This window comes from Pseudomonas sp. G3-19, assembly GCF_054855875.1.
Window position 1 is genome coordinate 738,131 of the sequence record NZ_JBMPIQ010000003.1, and the last position, 13,936, is coordinate 752,066.

Annotated in this window: 18 protein-coding genes; 8 read left to right on the forward strand and 10 right to left on the reverse strand. The window is 59.1% G+C overall.

Annotation, left to right across the window (positions count from 1 at the left end; all coding sequences use genetic code 11):
* Positions 1–63: 63 nt before the first annotated feature.
* On the forward strand, positions 64–1,416 hold the full coding sequence (locus ACOYXI_RS03265) for a hypothetical protein (RefSeq protein WP_461674305.1): 1,353 nt from the start codon (positions 64–66) through the stop codon (positions 1,414–1,416).
* Positions 1,417–1,495: 79 nt separating this feature from the next.
* Here ACOYXI_RS03265 and ACOYXI_RS03270 read toward each other — a convergent pair whose 3' ends face one another.
* The 3 genes from ACOYXI_RS03270 to ACOYXI_RS03280 form a co-directional block, all read right to left on the reverse strand.
* Complete coding sequence (locus ACOYXI_RS03270; RefSeq protein ID WP_461674306.1) at positions 1,496–1,945, reverse strand: GNAT family N-acetyltransferase; 450 nt, start codon at positions 1,943–1,945, stop codon at positions 1,496–1,498.
* Between the two features lie 107 nt (positions 1,946–2,052).
* Positions 2,053–2,778 carry an alpha/beta fold hydrolase gene (locus ACOYXI_RS03275; protein WP_461674307.1) on the reverse strand — a complete coding sequence of 242 codons (726 nt, stop codon included), beginning with the start codon at positions 2,776–2,778 and terminating at the stop codon, positions 2,053–2,055.
* Positions 2,779–2,878: 100 nt separating this feature from the next.
* On the reverse strand, positions 2,879–3,802 hold the full coding sequence (locus ACOYXI_RS03280) for a LysR family transcriptional regulator (protein WP_223009414.1): 924 nt from the start codon (positions 3,800–3,802) through the stop codon (positions 2,879–2,881).
* 271 nt (positions 3,803–4,073) lie between these two features.
* Here ACOYXI_RS03280 and ACOYXI_RS03285 point away from each other — a divergent pair, with 271 nt between their 5' ends.
* A complete protein-coding gene (locus ACOYXI_RS03285) occupies positions 4,074–4,670 on the forward strand; it encodes a DJ-1/PfpI family protein (RefSeq protein ID WP_096797689.1) in 597 nt (198 codons plus the stop codon).
* 31 nt (positions 4,671–4,701) lie between these two features.
* Here the strand turns inward: ACOYXI_RS03285 and ACOYXI_RS03290 are convergent, their stop codons facing one another.
* The gene (locus ACOYXI_RS03290) at positions 4,702–4,860 is read right to left on the reverse strand and encodes a DUF2986 domain-containing protein (RefSeq protein WP_081730283.1); all 159 of its coding nucleotides are present in this window, start codon (positions 4,858–4,860) and stop codon (positions 4,702–4,704) included.
* Between the two features lie 157 nt (positions 4,861–5,017).
* On the reverse strand, positions 5,018–6,049 hold the full coding sequence (locus ACOYXI_RS03295; RefSeq protein ID WP_210559013.1) for an alpha/beta hydrolase family protein: 1,032 nt from the start codon (positions 6,047–6,049) through the stop codon (positions 5,018–5,020).
* Between the two features lie 222 nt (positions 6,050–6,271).
* On the opposite strand from ACOYXI_RS03295, the gene ACOYXI_RS03300 reads away from it, so the two are divergent.
* From ACOYXI_RS03300 to ACOYXI_RS03310, 3 genes are all read left to right on the forward strand, one after another.
* A complete protein-coding gene (locus ACOYXI_RS03300) occupies positions 6,272–6,967 on the forward strand; it encodes a tRNA (adenine(22)-N(1))-methyltransferase (protein WP_134786153.1) in 696 nt (231 codons plus the stop codon).
* A 72-nt stretch (positions 6,968–7,039) separates the two neighbouring features.
* Positions 7,040–7,483 carry a MerR family transcriptional regulator gene (locus ACOYXI_RS03305; RefSeq protein WP_098968341.1) on the forward strand — a complete coding sequence of 148 codons (444 nt, stop codon included), beginning with the start codon at positions 7,040–7,042 and terminating at the stop codon, positions 7,481–7,483.
* 83 nt (positions 7,484–7,566) lie between these two features.
* Positions 7,567–8,799: an NADH:flavin oxidoreductase/NADH oxidase family protein gene (locus ACOYXI_RS03310; RefSeq protein ID WP_461674308.1), complete on the forward strand. Its 1,233-nt coding sequence runs from the start codon at positions 7,567–7,569 to the stop codon at positions 8,797–8,799.
* 65 nt (positions 8,800–8,864) lie between these two features.
* Here ACOYXI_RS03310 and ACOYXI_RS03315 read toward each other — a convergent pair whose 3' ends face one another.
* Positions 8,865–9,425, reverse strand: a complete 561-nt coding sequence (locus ACOYXI_RS03315; RefSeq protein ID WP_097087837.1) for a fasciclin domain-containing protein — start codon at positions 9,423–9,425, stop codon at positions 8,865–8,867.
* Between the two features lie 119 nt (positions 9,426–9,544).
* Positions 9,545–9,967: an SgcJ/EcaC family oxidoreductase gene (locus tag ACOYXI_RS03320; protein WP_098968343.1), complete on the reverse strand. Its 423-nt coding sequence runs from the start codon at positions 9,965–9,967 to the stop codon at positions 9,545–9,547.
* Positions 9,968–10,020: 53 nt separating this feature from the next.
* Between ACOYXI_RS03320 and ACOYXI_RS03325 the strand changes: the two genes are divergently transcribed.
* Positions 10,021–10,314 (forward strand): hypothetical protein, encoded by a 294-nt coding sequence (locus ACOYXI_RS03325; protein WP_098968344.1) that lies wholly within the window; start codon positions 10,021–10,023, stop codon positions 10,312–10,314.
* Positions 10,315–10,479: 165 nt separating this feature from the next.
* On the forward strand, positions 10,480–10,914 hold the full coding sequence (locus ACOYXI_RS03330) for a GFA family protein (RefSeq protein WP_461674309.1): 435 nt from the start codon (positions 10,480–10,482) through the stop codon (positions 10,912–10,914).
* A 19-nt stretch (positions 10,915–10,933) separates the two neighbouring features.
* On the opposite strand, the gene ACOYXI_RS03335 is transcribed toward ACOYXI_RS03330, so the two are convergent.
* Positions 10,934–11,071, reverse strand: coding sequence for a DUF1993 family protein (locus ACOYXI_RS03335; RefSeq protein WP_276615404.1), 138 nt, complete (start codon positions 11,069–11,071; stop codon positions 10,934–10,936).
* Complete coding sequence (locus ACOYXI_RS03340) at positions 11,064–11,456, reverse strand: MerR family transcriptional regulator (protein WP_041074696.1); 393 nt, start codon at positions 11,454–11,456, stop codon at positions 11,064–11,066. Before ACOYXI_RS03340 ends, ACOYXI_RS03335 begins: the two co-directional genes overlap by 8 nt.
* A 74-nt stretch (positions 11,457–11,530) precedes the next feature.
* Here ACOYXI_RS03340 and ACOYXI_RS03345 point away from each other — a divergent pair, with 74 nt between their 5' ends.
* Positions 11,531–12,610, forward strand: coding sequence for an SDR family oxidoreductase (locus ACOYXI_RS03345; protein WP_461674310.1), 1,080 nt, complete (start codon positions 11,531–11,533; stop codon positions 12,608–12,610).
* A gap of 145 nt (positions 12,611–12,755) precedes the next feature.
* Here ACOYXI_RS03345 and ACOYXI_RS03350 read toward each other — a convergent pair whose 3' ends face one another.
* Entirely contained in the window at positions 12,756–13,877 is a 1,122-nt protein-coding gene (locus ACOYXI_RS03350) for an SMP-30/gluconolactonase/LRE family protein (protein WP_098968347.1), read from the reverse strand.
* Positions 13,878–13,936 lie beyond the last annotated feature (59 nt).

Here is a 13,936-nt window from a genome sequence, read left to right on the forward strand (position 1 = left end):
AGCGACGGTGACAGGCATGCTATGGCTCACGCCAATGTTCGGACGTCAGGGATAGTCAGCTCCATGTGGAAAGTTTTGTTGCAAAGACTCACCGGAAAAACATCCACCACTGCAAAAACCGAACGCTCAGTAGATCCAGTAGATCCAGTAGATCCACCTGAAGTATTGCCAGTGCGTGACTGGAAGTGGCTGGTCATGTCCTGGGATGGATTCCACAGGGAGGCCGGTCTACGGCAAATCCGCTCATCGCAATCGACCGAGCGGCTGGCGTCCATTATCGTGCGGCTCAACGACTGGGTGCCGCAGGTACGTGCGGCGGCCAGAGACGCTTTCGCAGACTACCTGACCCCCGAGTATGGCCCTTGGCTGATCGCCAAGACTCCCGCCATCCTTGCCCTTGAGCAGCGCCGACGCGAAGACCACGGCGTTACTATCCAAAAGCTTGAAGCGCTGCTGGCAACACCCGAATGCCTCGCGCAAACCACAGCTGCCTTCGAAACCAGCCGTGGCGCCTGTACGCGGTTGTTTTTCAGGGTACTCGCTCAGACAAAGCGCGCAGATGAGCTGGAGGCGTTTCTTGTCGCGAGCCTTCATCATGCAGATTTCAGTGTGCGGCGAGCTGCGCTCGGCAGGGCAATGGCGCTGCCTCTGGAATCGGCGCAGAAGGCCATCGCCTATGGACTCGCCAGCAACAGCAGCATTCTCAGGCGCCTGTCGTTTCTGCAAGCCATTGAGTTGCAAACGGATCGCACACGACTGATCGAAGACTTTCTGACCGACCCATCGTCTGCAGCAAGATCGACTGCACTCTGGGCCGCCAGAAAGTATGGCGTCGACCCGTTGCAGGTACTTCAAGCGCAACTGGCAGGCGAGATTCCCGCTACCAAAGCCCGTTGGCTTGGCGTACTCGGGTTGGCGCAGTCGCTTGGCATGGCGATCCCGCAAGGGTGGATGAACGCTGCCCTCAGCCAAAACAGTGGCGAGGTTCGGGCACTGGTCCTGAGCCTCGAAGGAGAGGGCAGGCCTGATTTACTGATCGCGGCGATCGCGGACCCGTCACGCCCGGTGTTCGAGGCCGGGGTACGCGGCCTGCGCCCGCAGCCATGGAAAGTCATCGAGTCAGCATTCAGCGCTCAGCTCGAGACCCTCTGGCCAGCGCTGTCCGCCTCTCGACGTCAGGCACTGCTTGAACTGATGCCCAAATGGACACAAGCCGGGTATCTGTTGCAGCAGCTGTCTCGCACACCTGCTGAACCCTCCGTGCTTGAGCAGTTGCGTGCATGGGTCTATGGCCAGACTTACTCGATTACTGACCGGGAAACATCGGAAAGCGAGCGTGCCCGAGTTGTCGCGAAACTGACTGCGCTTGAGAAGGACGGGGTATTGCCGACAGGGTCGGTTGCCAGGCTGACATGAAGGTGATGTCAGGCAGGCATGAGTGCTCGAACCCGGATAGGTTGAATCGGGGAAGGTCTGTTATGCGGTTGGATCCGGATCACGGCTGCTGGCTGTCATGGCCTGTCCACGACATTTCGATATGCGTGTCCGTCGCCCCAGTCCTGCGAAAACCCAGTCGTTCATAGAGCTTCTGCGCCAGAGTGTTCGTGCGAAAAGCGCCCAACTGCAACGGCACCTTGCGGGCAGCGGCTTCCAGTTGGAGGTTCTTCAGAATCTGCGAGCCAATGCCCTTGCCTTGGTATTCGGGCGAAATAGCGATGTTCTGAACATGGATTCGGTCTTCCTTGTCCAGTATTTGCACATAGCCAACAAGCCGGCCGTCTTGTTCAATAACCGAAGTGGCTGTGCATGCGAATTCCACCGCGAAATTTGCGCGTTGCCAACTCTCATCCCAGCCCCATATTTTTTCGATGTGTTCGCGGAAGACTGCTCGATGCAAGTCGAAGAGGGCTGTCTGGTCACCATCGGTGGCGGTGCGTAGCGTCATGCGGGTCTCTGATTTGTGCTTTTGACTTTTGCTGAGGCTAGTGGCTGCAACAAAAAACGGCAATTCGGATCGATATGCCGCGCAGCATCTGACTGCCCCACGTACACTCAAAGCGCCACCCGCTGCAGAAACCTGCTGACCTCCAGCGAATACGCCGCCGGATGCGAGAACCTGAACATATGCCCGGTTCTCGGCATGACGACTTCCTGCGCTGCCTTTATCCCCTTCAGCAGGATCCCCGAAGCCTCTTTGCCGATGAGCCTGTCTTCCTCGGGCGTAAGGATCAGCGTCGGCACGTCGATCTTTGGCAGCAGGGCGGTGTAGTCGACTTTCTCGATCGAGCGCCCGCGGTTGACGTAGGCCTTGTGTGGGGTTTGCTCGATGAAGAAGGCGCGGCTCCTGGCGGTTGACCAGGGAATTTCGCCTTCCTTGTCGAACGACGAAGCCAGTTGTGCGGCGTGGAGGCGCAGGGTCGTCTGTCGATAAAACGGCCCGGGGAAGAACGGCGCCAGTGCGGCCAGCGTTTTCAGCAGGGGCGAGGTGATCGGGTTTTTGGCGAAACCGCCGGACAGCACCAGGCCCTTGAGGCCTTTTGGCTGGCGCGTTGCAACCGCGATCGAGGCGACCGCGCCGTAGGAGTCGCCCACCAGCACGTAGCATTCGAGATCTTTCACTTGATCAACGATGAAGTTGGCGAGCGTTTCCAGATCAGCGACGTCGTCCGGTAAGCGCAACGTACGCATGGCGCGGTGCTGCAAGTGGCTGAGTTGGTTGAGCTGCCACGGCGCACCGGCGAAGCAAGGGACCATGACCAGGGTGGGCTCGGTTTGCATGAGAATTCCAGGGATGTTGAACGGATGTCCGCACTCTAGGAGCACCGAGGCGCGCGATCCAATGGCATTGGTGCAGCCTCTCGATGCACGAGGTCGATCATCAGTCGCCGATCAGCATTCTGGTGATCCATTCAACCGCCGGCTCGTTGGCGCGCCCGCGTGCGCGGACGACGAAGACCTCCCAGGTGGGCAGCGTCAGGGGCAATTCGAACAGGCTCAGTTGTGCGGTTTCCTGCATCTGCAAGGCGACACGTTCGGCGACCACGGCAATCGATTCCGATGCGCCAACCATGAATGGCACTGCGAGAAAACTCGGGCAGGTGACGCTGACCTTGCGGCTGCGACCGAGCTGTTCCAGCGCGTCATCGACAGCGCCCCGCGCGTCGCCACGGGGCGAAATCAGAACGTGCGGCAGACGCGTAAAGTCATCCAGTTCCATATGCAAATGTTTGCCGCGCTTGACCAATGCCGGGTGCCCTTTGCGGGCGATGCCGACGAATCGCTCCTTGTGCGCGAGCTGGCAATCAAAGCGTTGCGGCACTTGCGCAAACGAACCCGAACCCAACACCAGGTCGATCTCGCCGGCGTCCAGTTGGCGCATCGCCGACTCGCCATCCACCGGCCCGAGTTTCAGCACCACCTCCGGCGCCGCAACCTGAATTTTCGCCAGCGCCGGGGCGATGACGGTCAGCACGGCGTGATCGGTGGCCGCTATCCGCAGTGTCGCCTGCAGACGCGCTGGATCGAACGGCCCCCGTGGGCTGGCGACCAGCCGCACCGATTCGAGCACCGCCGCCACTCTGGGCATCAGCTCGATGGCCAGCGGCGTCGGTGCCATGCCGCGAGGGTTGCGAATGAACAACTGATCATCAAACGCCGTGCGCAAACGCGACAGGGCATGGCTGGTGGCCGACTGCGACAGATGCAGGTGCTGCGCCGCACGACCGACGTGCCTTTGCGCCCAAAGCGCCTCAAGAACCACCAGAAGATTGAGGTCGAAACGCGTCAGATCCAGCGGCTTCATGAGGTGTTGGCCTTTTCATCATTCGATGTTCGCCACTTTCCTACAGCCACTGGCTGAAAGCTACAGCCCGATCTTTCCTGGCAGGCATGCAGGCGTGGTCGCCTGAGAAGGTATAGGGCGAGACGACGCGGTTGTTCAGCCGTCCTTTCCGTGGCGCGTAGCCGGTGTATCAAATGCCCGTCGATGTCGCCCGCAATGTACCCATGACAATTTTTTGATTGTGATAAGCGCCAGATTTTACGATGAGTCATCGCCCATTTAGAGACTCACCATGCACATCGCCATCCTGACCTTTGAAGGCTTCAACGAACTGGATTCGCTCATCGCGTTCAGCATTCTCAACCGCGTCAAACAGCCCGATTGGCGCGTGTCGATCGCCAGCCCGACGGAAAAAGTGCGCTCGATGAATGGCCTGGTAATCGAGGCTCAGGTGTCATTGGAGGAGGCGAGCGACGCGGACGCGGTGTTGGTGGGCAGCGGAAGTCTGACCCGGGATATCGTGGCGGATACCGAGCTGATGGCGCGGCTACGGCTCGATCCGCAGCGCCAGCTCTTGGGCGCCCAGTGCTCGGGCACGCTGATCCTGGCAAAGCTCGGCCTGCTCAATGACGTCCCAGCCTGTACCGATCTGATCACCAAGCCCTGGGTGGAGGAGGCCGGTGTGGCGGTGCTCAATCAGCCGTTCATGGCCAAGGGCAATGTCGCCACCGCTGGCGGTTGCCTGTCCTCACAATATATGGCGGCCTGGTTCATCGCCCGTCTGGCCGGTGTGGAGGCCACCCGCAACGCGTTTCATTATGTGACGCCCGTTGGCGAGAAAGAGCTCTACATCGATCGGGCGATCGCGAACATCGAGGCGTATCTGTAAAGCGCGTTTAATCGACGCCTGAAGCAGCGAATCAACTCTCACGGGTTTCAACCGGTTCGGCCGCCGCTTCGGCCGCCAGTTTCGCGCGGTCGGCCTTGCTGATGTACTTGGGCTTTTTCGGCGCGAGTTTGGCGCTGGCCTTTTTGGCCTTTTCCTTGAACAACTGCTGCAGTTTCTTTTGGCGGTTCATGTTTCTACTCGGAGAAGGGGAGCCGGGCATATGCCCATCCAGCGCGCATTAAAACCGGCTCGGAGCGATTTGGCGAGTCTGTTGCAGCGATGCAGGATCAAACGGCTCACCGGTGTCCGTCATCAGCCATTTCGCAAAGGGGTTGCCGCGGCCGGGGTCATGGCTTCGACGCCGCCAGAAAATCGCTGATCAGCGCTACCACCTGCTGCTGGATCACTTTACGCGGGCGCGCATTGTCGCGATCCTGGCAAATGACGCCATCGCCCGGTGCGTCTTCCTCGAGCATCTCGATCGCGCCCGGTTTGCAGATCGACGTGAAGCTGAAGTGAGTGGCGTCGTTGATCTCGACATAACGTGTGGTAGCCGGTGGCAGGCGTTTGGCCAGATCTGCGGATTCCAGTTGCGCCGGCAGGTCTTCGGAAGGTGCGCCGGCGGCGATCACCAGCGTCGGTACTGGCAACGCCGCGAGGCTTGCGTCGGTCATTCCGCGTGACAGGCCCAGGTCCAGCGAAACGATGGCGCTGACTGGTTTGTAACGCCGGTCGGCCGCCAGGTCGGCTTTGCCTTGCGCGGTGCTGGCGGGGTTCATTTGCTTATAGACGTTGCAACTGGCGAGCTGCGCATGGGCCTTGCAGTCCTCGGCAAAACGCTCGGGGTCAAAGCGTGCACCGGCGATTTCCAGAGCCGTCCAGCCACCGAGCGAATGCCCGACGACGGCAATCCGCTGCGGCGCCACCGCGCCAAATTTTCCCGGCTGCGCCACAACGGCTTCGATGGCCCGCCGCAGATCGACCGGCCGCTGCCACAGCTGCGCCGCCGCTTGCGGACTGCGGTCGTGGGTGGTGCTGCCGGGATGGTTGACTGCCGCGACGATGTAACCCTGATCGGCCAGCGCACTTGCCAGCCACATCTGATTGCTCCAGTTGCCCCGGTAACCATGGGACAGCACCACCAGCGGATGCTCGCCGGCGGTCGGCGGCGCATCGCGCACCGCAGAGGCACTGACGAACACCGGACTGTCGTCAATCACTTGCGCGGTTGCATGGGTTGTCGCCGGGTACCAGACGACCATTTCCAGCGGCCGCTGCGGATCCGCCAGGGTTGTGCGGTGGAAGCCGATGGGGTGCGAGTCCGCGAGTGCGCTGGTGGACAGGCCAAGCAGAAGCAGGGCGCCGAGAGCTGTTTTCAAGGTTGATCTTCCATGAGTGCATTTGTTGTTTTGAGATACGGCTGCGCGCAGGTTAGTAGACCGGTTGCAAAGAAGATAGTGGATGCCTCGACTGTGCAGTGACAGGCCGAATCCGAAACAAGACCGCGCCCGTCCGGATTTGAAATACCCACCATTGCCCGCTAGAGTCGCGCCCCTTGTCCGGCCAGCAGCGCCGGCGATGGCTGGGGAAGAGGGCGGCAGTTGAACGAACACACATTGTCCATGCGTCTGGAGCGGGTGGCGGCGCATGTACCGGCCGGCGCGCGCTTGGCGGATATCGGCTCGGATCACGGCTATCTGCCGGTGGCCCTGATGCGACGTGGCGCCATCGTTGCGGCGGTGGCCGGCGAGGTGGCGCTGACGCCGTTCCATGCCGCGGTGCGCACGGTGCGCGACAACGATCTGCAGCAGCACATCAGCGTGCGTCTGGCCAGTGGCCTGGCGGCGATCGAGCCTGATGACGGAATCACCGCGATCAGCCTCTGCGGCATGGGCGGCGAGACGATTCGCGACATTCTCGACAGCGGCAAGGCGCACCTGCGCGGGCACGAACGGCTGATCCTGCAACCCAACGGCGGCGAGCAACCCCTGCGCCAATGGCTGATGGACAACGGCTACCGCATCCTCGACGAGGAAGTGCTGCAGGAAAACCGTTTCTTCTACGAAATCATCGTCGCCGAGCGCGGCGCACCACTGAGTTATAGCGCCGAACAGTTGTACTTCGGCCCGTTGCTGATGCAAGCACGCAGCCCGGCATTCCTCGCTAAATGGCAGCGTTCTTTAAGGCAGAAACAGAAAACCCTGAACAGTTTCAAACAGGCGCGCCAGGCTGTGCCCGAGGAGAGGCTGGAAGAGGTTGCGCGGCAGGTGCAGTGGATGACTGAGTTGCTGGCGTGATTTGCCGTGTTGGCTGTTGCACTCCTTCAGGTTTAAAGTCAGCTTCAAGGTTAACGTGCTGCGGAGTCGGACATGAGAATTGGTGAACTGGCAAAAATCAGCGGACTGGCGCCATCGCGTATCCGCTTCTACGAAGCGAGCGGGTTGATCACTTCAGTCGCGCGCAAAGCCAATGGTTATCGCGATTACGCCCCCGACACACAGTGGGTGTTGCATATCATCACCGGCGCGCAGGCGGCAGGTTTCTCCCTGGAGGAAATCCGTCAGTTGATGCCGATGAACGCGAGTGGCTGGCAGCATGACCAGTTGCTCAGTGGCTTGAAGCAAAAGGTCGAAGAAATCGAGGTGCTGCAGCAACGGCTGGCGCAGAACAAGGAACAACTTCAGCTCGTCATCCAGGGCATTGAAGGCAAGCCCGTGGGAGTGGCGTGCGCGGACAATGCGCAAATGCTGATAAATCGACTGCGCGAACAAGGTGTGGTGGGCGCTGCAGAGTGTCGCGATGTGGCGCGTTAAAGCGCGAATCAGCTAAAAAGGCTATTGACCTTAAAGTTGACTTCAATCTTATGGTGGCCTCATCTCCAGTTGAGGACTGCCCCATGAATGTGTTCGACCCCCTGACCTTACCCAACGGTTCGACCATCAAGAACCGCATCGCCAAAGCCGCCATGGAGGAAAACATGGCGGACGCCGACCAGGCGCCCTCTGCAGAACTGATGCGTCTGTATCAGGCATGGGCCGACGGTGGTGCCGGGCTGATCATCACCGGCAACGTGATGGTCGACGGCCGCGCCATGACCGGGCCGGGCGGCGTGGTGTTGCAGGATGATCAACAACTGGACAAGTTCAAGCGCTGGGCGCGGATTGGCCGTTCTGCCGGTGCGCAGTTCTGGTTGCAGATCAATCATCCGGGGCGCCAGATGCAGTCCAACCTCGGGCAGAAAACCTGGGCGCCATCAGCGGTACCGCTGGACCTGGGCAAACTGTCCAAGCGTTTCGCCACGCCCCACGCCATGACCGCCAGTGTGATCAAGGACGTCATCCAGCGTTTTGCGAATACCGCACGCCTGGGTGAACAGGCGGGGTTCACCGGCGTGGAAATCCACGCCGCCCACGGCTATCTGTTGAGCCAGTTTCTCTCGCCTCTGACCAATCAAAGGATGGACGAGTGGGGCGGCTCTCTGCAGAACCGTGCGCGGTTGTTGGTCGAGATCGTCAAGGCAGTCAGGGCAGTGGTTTCTGCAGAGTTTGCCGTAGCGGTCAAACTCAATTCCGCCGATTTCCAGCGCGGCGGATTCACCGCTGACGACGCGAAAAAGGTCGTTGAGCTGCTCAACGATCTGGGCGTGGATCTGGTGGAACTGTCCGGTGGCAGCTACGAAGTTCCGGCCATGCAAGGTGAGGCGCGCGATGGTCGAACTCTGGCTCGCGAGGCCTATTTCGTCGAGTTTGCCCGGGACCTGCAGACCGTTGCCAAAATGCCAGTGATGGTCACCGGCGGCATCCGCCGTCGTCCGGTGGCCGAAAGCGTCGTGCACAGTGGTGTGGACATGGTCGGCATCGGTACCGCGTTGGCCATCGATCCGTACCTGCCGCGTGACTGGCTGCAGGGCAAGGACAACGCCCCGCAATTGCCGCCGATCACCTGGAAAAACAAGGCCATTGCGGCCTTGGCGAACATGGCGGTGGTGAAGTTTCAGCTGGGTAAACTCAGTCGGGCGAAAAAGCCTGATCCGGGGGTGTCACCGTTACGCGCGCTGATTTTGCAGCAGATCGCCATGGCGTTTCGCACCCGGCAATATCGGCGCTGGATGGAAAAGCGTTCGGCGTGAGTCGCAAGGCATTTCAATCGTGAAGTTGGCGGACGTTCTGGCGAGAGCCCGCCAACCTCAGCCAGTCAATTCGGCATCAGCACCGTATCGACCACATGAATCACGCCATTGGATTGCATGACGTCCGCGATGGTAATGGCCGCCTTGCCGCCTTTGGCGTCCTGCACCCACAGCTTGCCGTCGTGCAACATCACGGTCAGCGATTCGCCCTGGACGGTTTTCAGCATCACTTTGCCGCCGTGCATTTTGGCGTCGTCCATCAACTGTTTAGCCGTGTGAGTGCCGGCGACGACGTGGTAAGTCAGGATCTTCGTCAGATCGGCCTTGTGTTCAGGCTTGACCAATGTATCGACCGTGCCGGCGGGCAGTTTTGCGAAGGCTTCGTTGGTGGGGGCGAAGACCGTGAACGGTCCCTTGCTGTTGAGCGTATCCACCAGCCCGGCGGCCTTGACCGCAGCGACCAGGGTCGTGTGATCCTTGGAGTTGACTGCGTTCTCGACGATGGTCTTGGTCGGATACATGGCCGCGCCGCCAACCATCACGGTATCGGCGGCAAAGCTGGATCCGGCTCCGAGGCAGAGCAGGGTGAAGCAAGCGACAGCAAGGCGTTTGATGAGCATGTGCATGGTGCGTCTCCTTGGTTCTTCGACCCTTCGAATGAGGGTGTTGAATATACGGAGCAGGGAGTGAAACGGATGCAGCATGCAGCGAAAAACCTTTTGCGGTGCGCTGAAACGGATTACCGCTAATCACGCAGGGTGGCTTCACCTGTGCGCGGGTTGGTCAGGGTCACATTCTCCAGCGCTCTGATGCGCCAAGCCTCGTTCTGCCAGATCAGCACCGCGAGAATCAGCGTATCCACCACATGCGCCCCGGCCGGATGCGCAGCACCGGCCGACAAACGACTCCAGAAATGAATGATCGCCACCCCGTCAGCAACAGGGTCGATATCGATCAGTTCATTCTCAAGAGTGGAGTCACGATAGATCGTCTGGTGAATGGGCGCGTGCAGCGCAACGATCTGCTCGACGCCCCGAACGAAGTGGCCGAAACGATTGACGAACGTCGCTTGCGGATCGAACAGAGCTCCGAGTGCCGCCATGTCGTGAGCGTTCCAGGCTGCCTGGAATGCGGCGGGAGCGTCTTCGGGGGTTTTTATCTGAGTCATGGCCGGGGCCTCGCAGATCGTTAGAATGCGCTTTTAAACATAAGAAGCTCAGTATGGATGTACAAGCGCTCGAAAGTAGCGACGTTTTATCGTTCGCGTTGGATCAGGCACATCGCTGTTTCGAAATGGTCGTCAGCCTGAAGGACGGCTGCCGATGCAAACTGACGGCGTGGAATATCGATGGCGCAGAGTTGCCCATCAGTCTCGGTGCTCTGCACCTTCAAAATTCTCGCGTCCTCGGAGAGCTGGAAGGGATCAGCTTTGTTGAAAACGTTCTATCTCTCGAGGGCGATTTTGGCGATATGTCTATCGAGGCGGACACGGTTTTGGTCGAAAAGCTGATTTAGGCTTTGAGCGCAAAAGGAGGGATCGCCATCTCGATAGACGATTCCATTCAAATCTCTGTAAAGCTTGGCGCAATACATTCTGTCTGTAACCTGAGGTTCTGCCGGCGCGCTTGTTTCTAAACCTGACGCCAGCGCCTGATCAATCGTTTTTCCAAGGAGGTCCCCATGACAACAGGGCAGTGTCTTTGCGCGGCAGTACGCTTTTCCCTCTCAGTGGAACCGCGCTTTTTCTATCGCTGCCACTGCTCATTGTGTCGCAAGCAAACCGGTGTCGGGTTCAACCTCGCCACTCTGGTCAACGCTCGGGACTTTCGCTGGGATGCAGGGCAGGACTTGATTAACAGTTGGGTCAAACCCAGCGGCTACAGAAACGACTTCTGCGCACAATGCGGCTCGACCGTGCCCAACCCGCTTCGCGAATCGCCTTACGTGTGGATTCCGCTCGGACTGCTCGATGAGGATCTGAGCATGGAATGCGTTGGCGATTTCTGTGTGGACGATGCCATGTCATGGGATACGCAGCGTTCAACGCGGAGTTATCACGGGACGGTGGAGTCACTGGCGTTTCTTCTGCAAAAACTCCGGCTCAATCCTGATTGACCCGAAGCTCGCGCTGCAATTACTTCCTTAGATACGCAAACATGTGCTGCACATAATCCGCCTTGCCCAGCGGCACACCATTGTGGCGCAGGATGTTGTAGGCACAGCACACTTTGCGCAGGAGCCTCCCCACGGCATTTGCCGTAGGCTCAATGATTGGCAGCGTCGCTCAACTGTTGAAGCTCAAGTTGCCTGGCAGCACTCGCTTCGAGGGTCGCACGCTCTACATCCAGATACCGATGGATGCTTTGGAGGTTGGCAATTTTCTGTTTGATTTCGGCCATCTTCTTTTCAATCAGCTTCGCGCCGTCAGCACAGTCGATCAGCTTGTTGCGCTGCGCATCCAGAATCTCGCCTATTTCCCCCAAGGAAAATCCCATGCTTTGCGCGCGCTGGATAAAGTCCAGATCCTGCAGGGTTTGCTCGGTGTAGACACGATAGTTGTTGGTTTGCCGCAGCGGTGAGATCAGGCCGATTTGCTCGTAGTAACGCAACGTATGACGGCTGGCGCCGCTGCGAGCCTCGAGTTCGCCGATTTTCATGAAAACACCGCTTGACTGTAGAGTTGGGTCGATACTTTACGCTTGATTTCTCACCTTCAACAAGGAGCAGGGAAATGAGCGTGGAGTGCTTTGTCACGGGGGGAACCGGCTTCATCGGTCAACATTTGCTGGCGAACCTGAGTGCAAAAGGTCACACCCTTCGGGTATTGATGCGTCGCCCGGAGCGGCTGGCTGCGTTGCGCGAGCAAGTTGATAGTTTAGGCGGGTGCGCGACACGGGTATTTGCCGTGGCTGGCGATCTGGAACAGGACAATCTCGGGCTGAGTCTGGTTGATCAGGAAGTGCTGAGGCGCGCCAGCGTCATATTCCATCTGGGCGCTCACTTCGCATGGGGGCTTTCGATGGAGCAGTCTCGTGCGGTGAATGTGGAGGGGGCAAAGCGTGTGGCGCTGTTGGCGGCTGAGCAAAAAAGCCGTTTAGTGATGATCGGCGGCTACATGCTGAACAATCATGAACATCTGCAACGCATCGGCATTGATCCTCGTCAGCCGGAGTTGACGAACTGGCCCGCCGTCTACCGGCGTGTCGGTGGTTACGAGGCAAGCAAGCTGGAGGCGCATTTTGCGACCCTGCAGGTCATGTCCGCCAAGGGGGGTGAGATGACCGTTGTCCACCCTGCGACGGTCTGTGGCCACAGCCGCACCGGGCATATCGTTGACGGTCAGCCGCTGGTGGCGCTGATACGCAACCTGGTGCAGGGCAAGATGAGTGCAGTGCCCGGTACCGCCGAGCACTGGCTGCCACTGGTCACCGTGGATTATCTGGTCGAACTGGTGGCTGTTTGTGCTTTTGATCCTGCCATGGTGGGCGAGGAACTGCTGGCGCTTGATGATCAAACGCCAAACTTGCGAGAACTCCTGGCACAGGTGGCTAAACCTTTGGGCTTGAAGTCTCCCAAACATCACATTTCACTCCGACTGCTGAAGTGGCTACTGAGTATTCCTCCGGTCGCGTGGTTTTTGAATACAAAACCCGAAGCCCTGGACTTTATCCAGACCACTCGTTTCAACACCGCGGCGGTCGAGCAATTTGCCAACAGGCATGGAATAGCCAAACCGGATATACGTCAGGCTTTGCAGCACACGGCAACGTTCGTCAACGCGTATTGCATAGCCAAGGGCCAGGCACTCTGACTTCTCCCTTGGGCGGCGCCGTCGATACAGGGCGGCATGCTATCGAACGACAATTCAGCGACAAGGATCGTCACCGCGCAGCCTCGGATGCGCGGCAGGATCTTGTTTCGCTACTCACGGAACTGTCGCTAGACCAACGTCGGTTTTACAACGCAAACGTAGTCCCGCGAGTATTCACAAACAATGAGTAGATCGAGTGACTACTGGCCATGAACAGTCGATTGCCTTCGCGCCCGCCGAAGCACAGGTTCGGGCAGCGCTCTGGCAATGAAATGTGCCCGATGGCCTTGCCCTGCAAATTGAAAACACGCACGCCGTCGAGTTTTTCCAGGTCCGCCTTGGGATCACCATTACCGCCCCAGCCGCACCACAGGTTGCCCGCTTCGTCGCACTTGATGCCGTCAATCGCGGCATAGTCCAAGCCTTCGATGTGCTTGCGGCGTTCACCCAGGGTGCCGTCGTCTTTCACCGTAATCGCCCAGATCAAGCGATTGGGCTTGGCGCGACCTTCGACGACATACAGGGTCTTTTCATCGGGAGAAAAGCACAGGCCGTTGGGGCCGTTAAGGTCGTCGATTACCCGAGTGACTTTTTGGCTCTCACCGTCGATGCGGTACACGGCGTGGGGTTGGGTCGGGGTGACTTTGTGGCCTTCGTAGTTGTTGCCGGTCTGGAATGGCGGGTCGGTGAACCAGATCGAGCCATCACTTTTGCAGACAATGTCGTTGGGCGAGTTGAAGGGCTTGCCGTCGAAACTGTCGGCCAGCACGGTGATCGTGCCATTGTGTTCGGTGCGCGTGATGCGGCGCCCTTCGCTAGTGGTGGTGGAGCCTTCGCAAACGATCAGACGCCCTTGTCGATCCCGGCACATGCCGTTGGAGAAGTTTGAGTGTTCGCGGTACACCGTGAAGGAGTCGGTGATTTCGTCCCAGCGCATGATGCGATTATTGGGGATGTCGCTGACCAACAGATAGCGGCCATCACCGACCCACACCGGTCCTTCGGCCCAGCGCATGCCGGTGGCGAGCTTTTCAACACTGGCGTTGAAAACGCGTAGCTCCAGGAAACTGTCGTCGAGGATATGAATCAGTGGATCAGGGTAGCGCTGACTCAAGGGTTCGGCGGCATCGGAGAAGCGGGGCAGTGCGGCGCTGCCGACAGTGGCGAGCGTGGCGGAAACAGCGAGCGACTGTTTCAGGAAACTGCGGCGGGTATTGCCTTTCGCTTGATCAAGGCTTTGAGGCTTGGCGGACAGGAATGAGTCCATGTAGCGATCTCCGTGGTTTTATTTTTGTTGAGGAGACGTAGTAATACCCTGTGATAAGA